The sequence below is a fragment of the Alteromonas aestuariivivens genome, from assembly GCF_003367475.1.
Lineage (GTDB): Bacteria > Pseudomonadota > Gammaproteobacteria > Enterobacterales > Alteromonadaceae > Alteromonas > Alteromonas aestuariivivens.
In genome coordinates this window covers 290,150-302,006 of the sequence record NZ_QRHA01000001.1, presented here as the reverse complement: position 1 = coordinate 302,006, position 11,857 = coordinate 290,150, and the positions used below count along the sequence as shown (strand labels likewise).

At 49.2% G+C, this 11,857-nt stretch carries 12 protein-coding genes; 7 read left to right on the top strand and 5 right to left on the bottom strand.

Annotation, left to right across the window (positions count from 1 at the left end; translation table 11 throughout):
- Positions 1 to 46: 46 nt before the first annotated feature.
- Entirely contained in the window at positions 47 to 964 is a 918-nt protein-coding gene (rimK, locus tag DXV75_RS01255; protein ID WP_115591408.1) for a 30S ribosomal protein S6--L-glutamate ligase, read from the bottom strand.
- Between the two features lie 423 nt (positions 965 to 1,387).
- On the opposite strand from rimK, the gene DXV75_RS01250 reads away from it, so the two are divergent.
- Entirely contained in the window at positions 1,388 to 3,196 is a 1,809-nt protein-coding gene (locus tag DXV75_RS01250) for a glycoside hydrolase family 43 protein (protein ID WP_115591407.1), read from the top strand.
- A 165-nt stretch (positions 3,197 to 3,361) separates the two neighbouring features.
- Positions 3,362 to 4,816 (top strand): tetratricopeptide repeat protein, encoded by a 1,455-nt coding sequence (locus DXV75_RS01245; RefSeq protein WP_115591406.1) that lies wholly within the window; start codon positions 3,362 to 3,364, stop codon positions 4,814 to 4,816.
- A gap of 74 nt (positions 4,817 to 4,890) precedes the next feature.
- Here the strand turns inward: DXV75_RS01245 and DXV75_RS01240 are convergent, their stop codons facing one another.
- The gene (locus tag DXV75_RS01240) at positions 4,891 to 5,268 is read right to left on the bottom strand and encodes a hypothetical protein (protein WP_115591405.1); all 378 of its coding nucleotides are present in this window, start codon (positions 5,266 to 5,268) and stop codon (positions 4,891 to 4,893) included.
- Positions 5,269 to 5,612: 344 nt separating this feature from the next.
- Here DXV75_RS01240 and DXV75_RS01235 point away from each other — a divergent pair, with 344 nt between their 5' ends.
- Positions 5,613 to 5,891: a hypothetical protein gene (locus tag DXV75_RS01235; RefSeq protein ID WP_115591404.1), complete on the top strand. Its 279-nt coding sequence runs from the start codon at positions 5,613 to 5,615 to the stop codon at positions 5,889 to 5,891.
- A gap of 74 nt (positions 5,892 to 5,965) precedes the next feature.
- Positions 5,966 to 7,486: a GGDEF domain-containing protein gene (locus DXV75_RS01230; RefSeq protein ID WP_147291780.1), complete on the top strand. Its 1,521-nt coding sequence runs from the start codon at positions 5,966 to 5,968 to the stop codon at positions 7,484 to 7,486.
- Positions 7,487 to 7,554: 68 nt separating this feature from the next.
- On the opposite strand, the gene DXV75_RS17190 is transcribed toward DXV75_RS01230, so the two are convergent.
- Together DXV75_RS17190 and DXV75_RS17185 are read right to left on the bottom strand one after the other, a co-directional pair.
- Positions 7,555 to 7,758 carry a rhodanese-like domain-containing protein gene (locus DXV75_RS17190; RefSeq protein ID WP_245953079.1) on the bottom strand — a complete coding sequence of 68 codons (204 nt, stop codon included), beginning with the start codon at positions 7,756 to 7,758 and terminating at the stop codon, positions 7,555 to 7,557.
- Positions 7,758 to 7,952: a rhodanese-like domain-containing protein gene (locus tag DXV75_RS17185; protein WP_245953078.1), complete on the bottom strand. Its 195-nt coding sequence runs from the start codon at positions 7,950 to 7,952 to the stop codon at positions 7,758 to 7,760. Before DXV75_RS17185 ends, DXV75_RS17190 begins: the two co-directional genes overlap by 1 nt.
- A gap of 101 nt (positions 7,953 to 8,053) precedes the next feature.
- Here DXV75_RS17185 and DXV75_RS01220 point away from each other — a divergent pair, with 101 nt between their 5' ends.
- Positions 8,054 to 9,019, top strand: a complete 966-nt coding sequence (locus DXV75_RS01220) for a GlxA family transcriptional regulator (protein ID WP_115591402.1) — start codon at positions 8,054 to 8,056, stop codon at positions 9,017 to 9,019.
- A gap of 11 nt (positions 9,020 to 9,030) precedes the next feature.
- Here DXV75_RS01220 and DXV75_RS01215 read toward each other — a convergent pair whose 3' ends face one another.
- The gene (locus DXV75_RS01215) at positions 9,031 to 9,615 is read right to left on the bottom strand and encodes a DUF4136 domain-containing protein (RefSeq protein WP_115591725.1); all 585 of its coding nucleotides are present in this window, start codon (positions 9,613 to 9,615) and stop codon (positions 9,031 to 9,033) included.
- 462 nt (positions 9,616 to 10,077) lie between these two features.
- Here DXV75_RS01215 and DXV75_RS01210 point away from each other — a divergent pair, with 462 nt between their 5' ends.
- A complete protein-coding gene (locus DXV75_RS01210; protein WP_115591401.1) occupies positions 10,078 to 10,296 on the top strand; it encodes a VF530 family protein in 219 nt (72 codons plus the stop codon).
- Positions 10,297 to 10,674: 378 nt separating this feature from the next.
- Positions 10,675 to 11,837 (top strand): IS3 family transposase gene (locus DXV75_RS01205; RefSeq protein WP_115591400.1). Its coding sequence is split into 2 segments (ribosomal slippage): positions 10,675 to 10,930 and positions 10,930 to 11,837, totalling 1,164 coding nucleotides; the frame shifts between segments, so codons are not numbered across the junction.
- Positions 11,838 to 11,857 lie beyond the last annotated feature (20 nt).

Sequence of the window (11,857 nt, the reverse complement as noted above, 5' to 3'; positions counted from 1 at the left end):
AATTCGCCCCATGGCTACCTGGATTGGGTTAACGCAACGATGCGCCTTACCCCTTGCCTTTGGGCTTATTGGGGCCGGATTCTGAATCTTTTTCAATGTAGGATATGATTTTACCCGCCACATCAATACCCGTAGCGTTTTCAATTCCCTCCAGCCCGGGCGAAGAGTTAACTTCAATAACCAGTGGGCCATGGGCAGAACGCAGAATATCCACACCGGCCAAATCCAGCCCCATCACATTGGCGGCGCTGACGGCCAACCGCCGTTCTGCAGCACTGAGTTTGACCACTTCCGCACTGCCTCCCCGATGCAGGTTTGAACGGTATTCGCCCTTGGCTGCCTTGCGTTGCATGGCTGCAATTACCCGGCCTCCCACCACAAAACAGCGAATATCAGAGCCTCCGGCCTCCTTTATAAACTCCTGCACCAAAAAGTCACTGCCAATGCCACGAAATGCATTTATCAGTGCTTCAGCCGCTTTTTTGGTTTCGGCCAACAACACACCATTGCCCTGGGTACTCTCGGTGAGTTTAACGATGAGTGGAGCGCCCCCTACCGATTCAATCAAAGCTCCGGTAGCCCTGGCCAGGTGGGCATAGCTGGTTACCGGCTGACCAATTCCCTTGCGGGCGAGTAACTGGTGAGCCCGCAATTTATCCCGTGAACGCGTTATTGCTATCGACTCATTGATGGAATAGACAGACGCAACCTCAAATTGCCGTAACACCGCACACCCATAGGCAGTGACACTCGCACCGATACGCGGGATCACCGCATCAAACTGCAACTCTTCGACCGTATCGGCCAGCCGCTGGTAGTAAACAGTGGGATCATTTGCAGTAATATTCATAAAACATTTCAACACATCGACCACTTTCACCTCATGCCCCCGGCTTTCTGCCGCTTCCACTAGGCGGCGGGTGGAATAAAGCTTTCGGTTACGGGAAAGTATGCCGATTCTCATGAAATGCTCCTGTTGGTTGCTCCCAAGCTTTAGGAGTGGATTGAAAATTAAGTAACCCACACCATGAGCTCTTTGACGTTGTTCAAGCCTAGGCGCTATGCTTGTAGAGTGCAAAAAATCATTGAATGGCTGTGATTTTTAAAAAAACTTTGCACCGAAATTGCCGAATTCCAACAGGCAGACGGATTCAGCTAAAGACCAATTTCTGCTGCCCCTTCAAGAACAAAGATTGATTGAATACCGCCCATATTCAAGCCTTTGGCATCCTGTAAGATACCAGTTACTGCTGCTAGAAAAAGCCAATATCCATAAACACAAAAATCAAAATAGCTCTTCAAAGTGCATTAACAATCATATATCTTCAAGTTTATCGAATGTGAATATATTGTAAGCATGCATGCACTGAGGAAAAGAAGACCACCCATGAAGTTACTTACACTCAATAATACGGCCAAAATTATTAGTATTGCTCTGCTAACTGCCACAGCAGGGTGTAACAGCCACAGCAGCAATGACGAGCCTGAACTCAAAATAGCCCTGACACCCGCTAAAACAGGCAGCTTTGGTGATCAGGGTGACGGCACTTACATTAACCCTATTCTGAACGCTGACTACCCGGACTCAGACATTGAGCAGGTGGGCGACACCTACTACATGATCACTTCCAAGCAGCACATGTCACCCGGCATGCCAATTCTCGAGTCCAAGGATATGGTGAACTGGACCAATGTAGGCCACGCTTTCCCAAAATTGTCCTGGGCGCCTGAATACAACTGGGATCGCATGAACGGCTATTCCTTTGGCGTGTGGGCCGGTGACATCGCGTACCATGAAGGCAAATGGTATGTCTATCAGGTGGATTACCAGCATGGCCTGATGGTCACCACTGCAGACGACATCCGCGGCCCGTGGAGTGAGCCCATTATGATGCTGCCCAAAGCTGATGTTCTGGATGATCCTGCAGTATTCTGGGATGAGGAAACCGGCAAAGCGTATGTGCTGGTGAATACCGGCACCAAACAAAAAGGCCCGGACAACACCATTGAAGGTAACGAAAACCGCATATATGAAATGAGCTGGGATGGCACCAAAATCCTTGATGAAGGCAAACTTGTTTACACAGGCATGGGCGCCGAAGCCGCCAAAATTTATAAAATTGACGGCACCTGGTACATCTTCATGGCGCAATGGACCATGGGTGACTATTCCACCAAACCCGGGGTTAAAAACCCCAAAAATGACCGCAAACAGTTAGTGTTGCGCTCTAAAGAAAGTATTTACGGCCCTTACGAAGTGCGCACTGTGCTAGAAAAAGGCTCGGAATTTAATGACCGCAGCGCCAGCCAGGGCGGGTTGATGCAGGCTCCGGACGGTTCATGGTGGTACATGCACCAGTTGATTCAGAACGACGACATCCCGTTCCAGGGCCGCCCCCAATGCCTGGAACCAGTAACCTGGGTGGATGGCTGGCCCATTATCGGTATTGATGAAGACAACGACGGCATTGGCGAACCGGTAAAACGCCACAAAAAACCGATTGACGGCTACCCCATTTCTGCACCGGCTAGCGACGACGACTTTTCTTCAGAAACGCTGGGCTTCCAATGGGAATGGAACCACAACCCGCGGGATAGCCACTGGTCGTTAACCGAGCGCCCGGGCTGGTTGCGGCTGAAAGCCAGCAAAGTATTGCCCAACAAAGCCGGCCACGGTCCGAATATTAACCAGTGGACCAATAACGACGGTTCTGACGGCGATTTCTGGCGCGCCAGCAACACCCTTAGCCAGCGCATAATGGGAATAACAACCGGCACGGCGGTAGCCAAATTTGACCTTTCCGGCATGCAACCTCACCAGTTAGCCGGGTTCGTGCGTTACGGCGGCGTGTTCAACCTTTTGGGCGTTGAAGTAAATGAACAGGGGGAAAAACACCTGTTCTATATGAACGGCATGAGCGAAAAGACCGTTGGCCCCAAAATTACCGGCAATAATCTGTACGTCAGAACATCCAACGCCAGAGACCAGGCAACCTACGAATACAGTTTTGACGGCAAAAGCTTCAAAGCTTTCGGCCCCACTTTCACAATTGCTTTCGGCAAATGGACCGGTGACCGGCTGGGATTCTTTAGCTGGAATGAACGGGAAGATGCCGGTTACATTGATGTTGACTGGTTTACCTATGACTACGACGGCCCCAAAGCCGCTTCGGCGCCTATGGATGTGGCGGAGTAACGCTTTCACAATCGCAGCCCCGCACAGGGCCATTTAAACAGCTTTTCAGCGAGCCTCAGGGCTCGCCAGCTTGGTTTGCGCATTGACACCGCTCTGACTTAGCGATAGATTTGCCATAAAACTACACCCGTAGTTTTATGGCATTTATTGATTAAGGGATCTGATATGAATTTTATAGGCAAAAGCCTGATAAGTGCACTCGCTGTTGCTTTGCCATTTCAGGCCGCATCGGTCAACTTGTTAAAAGCCAATACTGAATTCAAAAACCAGCAATACCAGCAAGCGTTTTCACTCTACGAGGAAGGAGCCAGGGTGGGCAGCGCTCACGCCTATTATCAGCTTGGCGTTATGTATTCCAAAGGCCTGGCCGTGCAGGCCGATACCTTAACTTCACTGGTTTATTTTGCGCTGGCCGCAGAACAGAAATACCACAACGCTGAGACTGTGGTAAAAAACATGCTGGCCAACCTGAACGAAGAAGAGTTATCCGATATAAATCAATTGCTTGAAGAGTATGTAGCGGAGCAGCATCAAATCCAGCAACAATATTTGCCTGCCATCAACCCGAAGAATCTGGATTACAAAGTAACTTTTGAAGGCAAAACCGCCTTAGAACAGAAGTTTCATCCGGAAACCCTCGATGACGAGCCATTTGAAGATTTTTATTCCGGTGATGATGAGGAGGAGGATCTCGACTCCAACGGGCTTATTATCACAGAACAGCCAGGCTTTCTGGTAGTGGAAAATGATGTGGCAGCAGACGGCTCGGTGCGCTACATCAGCGAGGTTCAAAAATCCGGTTCGGTGCGCAGGTATGTCGATTCCTACAAACTCTTTCCACTGGAAAAACCGGACTTGAATGGCAAGCCTGTTGAGTTCGTCAATCGGGCGTACCTGGGGGTTGCTGCCAGCGACAAATTTCAATTAATTGAAGAACTGCCACGGCTTTATGGGGAAACCCGTAAAATTATCAGGGCTGCAGAACAAAGTGAGTCCCTTGAAGACCAGTATCAATACGCTATGGCCATGATCATGTTCCCCTGGCTGGAAGAGCAACCCAACCAGGCCCGCGAACTGCTCAAACAGCTGGCAATACAAGGCCACCCTTCTGCAATGTACGAATATGGCTTGCAGCTTTACATGGCACAGGAAGACATTCCCGAAGCGGTAAAATGGATAACCGAAGCAAGTAAATTCGGCCTGGCCCGGGCAGAATACCGGCTGGGTAAATTGCTGTTAACCAGCCCATGGGTTATTCATGATGAAAGTAAAGCCCTGTTCTGGTTTGAATCGGCCATGCAAAAAAGCCATGAAGCGGCCGCACTGCACGCAGCTCACATTAAGCTGACCGCCAAAAATCAACAACTAAGAGATGTTGAAGGCGCGATTCAATACCTCAGCAGAGTAGAAGCAACCCAGGGGTTAAACCCTGAGTACTATTACCTGCTTGCTCTTTCCTACAAAGACCGCCCCGACAGAGACTACAAACTGGCTTTTCAGAATCTGGAAAAAGCCATCTTCATGGCAGGCCAGGCCAACTGGGACACTTCAGAGTGGGAAGGATTACTCGCTAAACTATTACAGGGCAATATTACCGTCACGGATTTTGAATCGCCTTAACGCACAATTGATGATGTACATGGGGCCCGAAGTATTGGGCCCCAGTTAAGCAAGCTGTGCCGTGTTCAACGTCTCTATCTGTTACTGTCTTCCAAAAAATCCTCGGCGGCTTTCTGCGCCTGTTCTGCACGGTCTGCCACTTTCGCCTTAAAGCTTTCAAATGACTCGCGCAGTTTCTCGCATTTCTCGGTATTTTTGCCCTCGCAGTAGTCAAGCGCCTCTTTCCATTCCTCGGTCAGTTCCTCTGCTTTATCACCGTACTTTTTGATCAGATCAGAATAATGGCCCTGCTTGTCTTCCAGCTCATCAATATGATCTTCCATAGCCGCTTTGGCTTTTTCCACTGCATCCATGACCTGGTCTTTTTTGGCCTCCAGATCTGCTTTTTCACAGCCGAGCAGACCGGTAACGGCAATAACAACCAGGCCAATCTGAATCATTGTTTTATGCATTGTGTTTCCTCCTTGGTGAAGTGGCTGAACATGGGAGCTCTGCTCAGAATCAACACTAATGGCAAGCGCAGTAATATTGCTCCCCCTTAAAAAACTTAGGCCCAATCAGAAGCATTGTCACTAGGGTGTGTTTATCTTTGTTCATTATTTATGAACAAAGATAAACACACCCTAACAATGCCAATGAATTTCTGCGACCTCCTACCACACAATATCTTCGGTAAAAATGCGAGTTCGACAGGTCATCTGCTGTGAAAGTGCGCTTTTCAAGATTGATTTTGATAAAGCCTATAACGTAGAGTGGTGATAACGCAGTAGTAACAAGCACGTAACAGGACTAACAAATGAAGTGGTTGTGGATGTTTGGTGTGCTGATGGTTAGCACTCACGTGTTTGCCAACGCGCAGGAGCAAAAGTTTGCGCAGTACCAAAGCACCTATCTGCAGCTTGTAACGGATTACCCCAATGCTTTTCAGCGTATCAACGCCTTGTACTCCAGCCATCTGTTTGATCAGTCGGAACTTGGTCAGTTGTTCGAATTTCTGGTGCTGGCAGGTTACTACGATCGATGGACGTCACTGCCGTTCCCAAACCTGGAGCTGGTTGAAATCCAACCACATTGATTTTTATGCCGGCTTGAGAACACTGAATATATTGTACCTGCCTGCATCCGAATCCATGGTTGTACAGAGCCTTTTTGGGCCTGCGGGAAGAAGTCAGTGGGCAGGTCAGCACAGATACACTGTATTTCATTACGCGCTGGATCATTCAGTTATTCCAGATTTCAGGAGAGGACCCCGCCGCGCTGATAGAGCTGATGCTGGTAATGGACAACCTGAAAAACCACAATCCTAACCTGCTCTTTCAGTACAGCGTTGATGAAGCTCATGAGAGTGCGTTTTCCATTTATTATAATTTGAACAACCTTGAACCGGCCGAGCAGCACTGCCAAAGGTTTGTCGAAGCTCAACAACAACGGTTTTCTTCACCACCAGCAGAATTTCGCTGCAAGGCCCAGCTGACAGGTGACACACAACCATTCCAGCATGCCTGGCAGGATTACCAGGCAAAACTGTTGAAAGCCGAATTGCGAGATGATCCTTTGCAACATGCATTGATACTGAAAGACCAGGCATGGCTAATGCTGCGGCATAATAAAGACGCCAAAGACATCCAAAATTTGCTGGACCGCGCTATAGATATACTCAACAGCCAACCGTACGTGAACCACAGGGAAATGGCGCTGGCGTACTGGCTTAAGGTTTATGTTCTGGCTCAGCTGGGGGATTACGAGCGCGGTCTCGATAGGCTGAATAAAGCGTACGAATCCACTAAAATCAAACAGCCTCCGCAGCTCAACAACCTGCTCCAAACTGCTCATCTGTACTTACTGAAAAGCTCTGGCCGCTATGAAGAAGCCTCTGCGCTCGGAAATGAGATAGCGTATCAAAGCTTTTATCGTGAGCCACTTACCGGGCACAACGACCTGCCGGTTTTAAGCATTTCACTCGAAAAGGTTCTGCAGTTTAGCGATTATGCGAGCATGCAACAAAAAAATGAATCGCTGGCGTTGCAGGTGGAAAATGCCCGCCTGTTTCGCCTGTTAACGGTTTTGCTTGCGGTATTCACTCTGGTAATACTCAGTGTTACCTATCTGGCCTATCGGAATTCAAAAATGCAGGCCCGCACAGATGGGCTGACGCAACTGCTTAACCGCCAGGAAGGCATGCGCCGCCTTAAACTGGAAGCAGGGAGAATGCGTCGGCGCTCCGACCGTATTTGCATAGCCATACTGGACCTGGATGGTTTTAAGCAAATTAATGACACTCATGGGCACCGTACCGGCGATGAAGTACTTAAGCTTCTTGCCGGCATTATGCAAAAACACCTTCGCCAGTCTGACGTAGCGTTCAGATACGGTGGCGAAGAGTTTGTAATTGTCTATCGCAATACTACCACTGCTGAAGCCAGCGTGAGCCTGGAAAACCTGCGCGACAAACTACAGAAATACAGTGGCTGGGAAACCACTGATGATACTCTGTCAGTCAACTTTTCTGCCGGGTTGGTGGAATTTAGCGATACGGATGTTAATGTCCTCTACGCCATCGATTATGCCGACAAAATGTTGTACCAGGCAAAGCGCAGTGGAAAAGGCAAAACAGTTGCGGGGGTTTATTCCAGATCCACTCCTGAAGATTTAACCTTCAATGGCGTTTAAAGCAACCTGAAGCGCATGTGAGATAGCGCCTGGGACAATCCTGCCCCAGCGCTTTTCGTACACGAACATCACCCATGACTGACCAACGTAAAACCCTCATCCAGCCAGCCAGTTACGCCACCAATCATTTTTTTCACTGGCCGCCCCAGCCTGGCAAGTTTCATGGCCGCTTTCTCGGTGGCATTGCAATGTGGCCCGGCACAATACACCACAAAACAGGTGCCTTGCGGATAGTCGGCCAACGTTTCTTTACTTATAGTTGGGTAAGGCATCAGCACAGCCCCTGAATGTACCCTTTTTTTGCAGTCTCCAGGCCGCGTACGTCCAGCAGCACAAAGTCATGCAAATCATTGTTTATCGCGTAGTGAACATCCCAGCAATCTGTCTCAAATTTCATTAACGACTGAAAATGGGCCAGCGCTTCGACGCTTTCAGCGGGCATGGGTCGGACAACGTGTGATGGCATTTCTTCTCTCCTTTGATTCAAAATTCAACAACATTATTGCCTGCTGGAAAAATCACCGTTATTGTCCAATAAGACACTATTCGTAATAATTAAGACAGAATATGATTCACCAAAACCCAAAAGTGCTGATCTTGCTGACCGAAAGCTTGTCGATTTTCGAATACGCCTGTGCCACTGAACTGTTTGCGTTACAGCGGGATGAATTTGACCACTGGTACACCACTGACACGGTTTCACTGACCCATTCCTCGTATGAAGGACTGGCAGGCACCCAGCTAAACTGCCGACAGGTTGGCGTATTGCCTGAGTGTGATCTGTTGGTCATCCCAAGTTACCCGGTTAACGCCCTCCAAGTGCCTGATAAATTGCTGGCGTCATTGCGGCACCATCATGGCCGAGGGGGCAGAACCATCAGCTTCTGTTCGGGGGCATTCCTGCTGGCTGAGGCGGGTTTGCTGGACGGCCGGCCTGCAACTACCCACTGGCGCTATGCCGAACAGTTCAAGCAGCGATTCCCCAGCATAGAATTCCGAGATGACATCCTGTACCTGTATGACGGGCAGATAGGCTGTTCTGCCGGCAGTGCCGCCGGTATCGACCTCGGCATTGAAGTTATCCGGCGCGATTTCGGGTATTCGGCAGCCAATATTGTGGCTCGCAGGCTTGTACTGCCGGCGCATCGCAGTGGAGGGCAATCTCAGTACATAGAAAAACCAGCCTCGAATGGCAGTACAGGCCTTGCCAAAAGCCTGGATTGGGCGGTAAATAATTTATCCCATACACTCAGGGTGGACGATATTGCCAGGCAGGCCAACATGACCAGACGCACCTTCGACCGGCACTTTAAAAAAAGTTTCAACATTACGCCCCAGGTCTGGCTTACCCACCGGAAACTGGAAATAGCCCAGCGGCTGCTGGAAGATTCCAACCTGAATATTGAACAGATTGCCTTGAAGTCAGGCTATGAGAACGGCACATCACTGCGGATAAACTTCAAAAAATACATATCAGTTTCGCCCAATGCCTACCGTGAGCAGTTCGGACGAAAAGAGCCGCCCCCTTTCTGAGCGGCCAGTGTTTACTCTGGCTCTGCCACACTCGCCATTTTTACCGGATAAGACTGCAACAGCTCGCTAACCAGTTTGGTCAGTTCCTGCTGAACCGTGATGCTGTCTTGTGCTTCAATCTCCACACTGCCAACTGCGCTGTAAATAAAGGCACCGTCTTTCACAATATCAATCTGAAGATTCTGGTACTGAGTTACCTGCTCCCCCACAGGTACACTGAATATGCTACCCAGGGATATACCGCTGGAACGCCCGAACACCCCGGTGCCAAGGCCGATATTAACCGACGCCCCCCCTTCTTTACTCGCAACTGTAGGGAAATAGCCCACTTCTATGTCGGCATTTTCTTTACTGGCAGGTTTTAACCCCCTGCTCTGAAGGACTGAAGAAATAGCCGTCACCATATGATCATCAATGGCAGGATTAACCGAATTCAGTGGCACCTGAACGTAAAAGGTATCAATGGCGTCAAAGTTCTGCTCGTCACTCATGTTGATTTGTGGCTGATTGGAGGCGCACCCAACCACCACACTCAATGCCGCAATAACAACCATCAGTAGACGCGCAGCACGCAGGGGAGTTTTTGGTATCAGCATAATTTTTTCCATAAATTTCCGGCTGTTTATCAACGGGCTAACCCTAGGGTGTGTTTATCTTTGTTCAATGTTTATGCAGTCGGTCATTAGTGCGCCAGACAATTACAAAATGAGTGAGGTTTAGTAGGCCTAAATGAGCGAATTTGAGGGCAGTATGGCGCAATAATGGCCACTGCCCTTCGGGTTGGATCTAAAATGACCGATAACCGCGTTGCCGCTGACTTATTTGGATTACCAAACTGCGTCACCGACGCCTTGTCCTCAGCCATTTTAGTTTCCAACATAAATAATGAACAAAGATAAACACACCCTAGTGTTTGGCTCGCATCCCATGGCTTTAATCATAGCTGACATTGTGCCGCTGGCATCTTTGATTTTCCTGTGTGTGCTGACGGATGAATGATTGTGAGTTAGATGCTGAAAAGAGGTACACTACGAAGACATATTTCTGGGAATAACCCGATGAGCCAAGAACAAATCAACAACCCTTTGCATGGCCTGACGCTGGAGAAAATTTTAACGCGCCTGGCAGAACATTACGGCTGGAACGGACTTTACGAACATATCCGTATTAACTGCTTTGCCAATGAACCTTCCATTAAGTCTTCACTCAAATTTTTGCGTAAAACTCAATGGGCAAGAGATAAAGTTGAAGCCTTGTACCTCAAAACATTTAAGTAACTCTTTGTGTTCCAGCATACGCCCAACCGGGAGTTGCGGGCTATGCAGTCAAGCGCGGTTTTCCGGCTCCCATCCAGCTTTCACACAGCCAGCACAAGATACCTGCCAGTGCGCCACTCAAAGGCCCGAATTGGTAAAATCAAAAATGACCCCCAGCATTTTGTTGTGTGCTGCTTTCCTGTCTACCCCCTCCCTGTCTTTGCACAAACTCACGCCCATAGCTTCGTTTGCATGATTACACTCATCGAGGTAAATAAAGTGCCCTTCATCATTCACAAGCGTGTACAACTCAGCACTCTTTAAATTGCTGGTGTAGTGGCAGACTAAACCCGAACACCGTTTTAAGTGGTAGCATTACACTTAATAACGAGGTGTTCAATGAGAAGACAAAGACGGTCATTCAGTCCGGAATTCAAACATGATGCAGCCAGCCTGGTACTCGACCAAGGTTACAGTATGGCTGAAGCTGGACGCGCAGTAGACGTTCACGAAAATACCCTGCGCAAATGGGTTCAGCAGCTCGAATCGGAGCGCAGTGGCAACACGCCCAGGTCCAAGGCGTTGACTCCAGACCAGCAGCGTATTCAAGAACTGGAAGCCCGCGTAAATCGCCTGGAACGAGAAAAGGCCATATTAAAAAAGGCTACTGCTCTCTTGATGTCCGACGACCTGAAATCCACGCGCTGATAGACCGGTTGAGGGAGCATGAATCAACAGAATTGGTCTGTTCAGCGATAGGGATCGGCGTCAGCAGTTACTATGAACGGCGTAAGCGTCAGCGGCTGATTAGTGCTAAACGGAACATTCTGCGGGCCAGAGTAAAGCGCTTGTTTGATAAGAGCCGCCAGTCTGCCGGAACCCGGACGATAGTCAGTATGCTGCGCGATGAAGGCATTGTCATGGGCCGATTCAAAGCGGCTCGCCTGATGCAGGAGCAGGGTTTAATGAGCAAGCAACCCGGCAAGCACGCTTACAAAAATGTACAGGTCGAACGGCCGGATATCCCCAACCTGCTGGACAGGCAATTCGATGTTGAGAAGCCCAATCAGGTCTGGTGTGGCGATATCACCTACATCTGGACCGGCTCAGCCTGGCACTATGCAGCGGTCGTCATTGATTTGCATACCCGCCGGGTCATTGGCTGGAATCTGTCACACCGGCCGGACGCAGAACTCGCGGCCAGAGCACTGGATATGGCCTATGAATTACGGGGTAAACCGAAAGGCGTTCTGTTCCACAGCGACCAGGGTTCCCAGTACGGTGCTCGCAAATTCAGGCAACGACTATGGCGTTACCAGATGATTCAAAGCATGAGTCGGCGGGGAAACTGCTGGGACAACAGCCCAATGGAACGTGTGTTCAGAAGCCTGAAATCCGAGTGGATGCCTTCAACTGGCTACCGTTCGATTAACGAAGCGAAACGAGATGTGGGTTATTACCCAATGAATTACTACAACTGGGAAAGACCGCATCAATTTAATAAAGGGCTACCACCGGCGAAAGCAGAAGAATTAGCTAAAAAGGTGTCCGGGTTTTATTGACCACTACACTCCAACAAATA

What these genes read in the sequence shown, in the direction of transcription:
- rimK (WP_115591408.1), bottom strand. Translation starts at nt 964, where the DNA reads ATGAGAATCGGCATACTTTCCCGTAACCGAAAGCTTTATTCCACCCGC.
- DXV75_RS01250 (WP_115591407.1), top strand. Translation starts at nt 1,388, where the DNA reads ATGAAGTTACTTACACTCAATAATACGGCCAAAATTATTAGTATTGCT.
- DXV75_RS01245 (WP_115591406.1), top strand. Translation starts at nt 3,362, where the DNA reads ATGAATTTTATAGGCAAAAGCCTGATAAGTGCACTCGCTGTTGCTTTG.
- DXV75_RS01240 (WP_115591405.1), bottom strand. Translation starts at nt 5,268, where the DNA reads ATGCATAAAACAATGATTCAGATTGGCCTGGTTGTTATTGCCGTTACC.
- DXV75_RS01235 (WP_115591404.1), top strand. Translation starts at nt 5,613, where the DNA reads ATGAAGTGGTTGTGGATGTTTGGTGTGCTGATGGTTAGCACTCACGTG.
- DXV75_RS17190 (WP_245953079.1), bottom strand. Translation starts at nt 7,758, where the DNA reads ATGCCTTACCCAACTATAAGTAAAGAAACGTTGGCCGACTATCCGCAA.
- DXV75_RS17185 (WP_245953078.1), bottom strand. Translation starts at nt 7,952, where the DNA reads ATGCCATCACACGTTGTCCGACCCATGCCCGCTGAAAGCGTCGAAGCG.
- DXV75_RS01220 (WP_115591402.1), top strand. Translation starts at nt 8,054, where the DNA reads ATGATTCACCAAAACCCAAAAGTGCTGATCTTGCTGACCGAAAGCTTG.
- DXV75_RS01215 (WP_115591725.1), bottom strand. Translation starts at nt 9,615, where the DNA reads ATGCTGATACCAAAAACTCCCCTGCGTGCTGCGCGTCTACTGATGGTT.
- DXV75_RS01210 (WP_115591401.1), top strand. Translation starts at nt 10,078, where the DNA reads ATGAGCCAAGAACAAATCAACAACCCTTTGCATGGCCTGACGCTGGAG.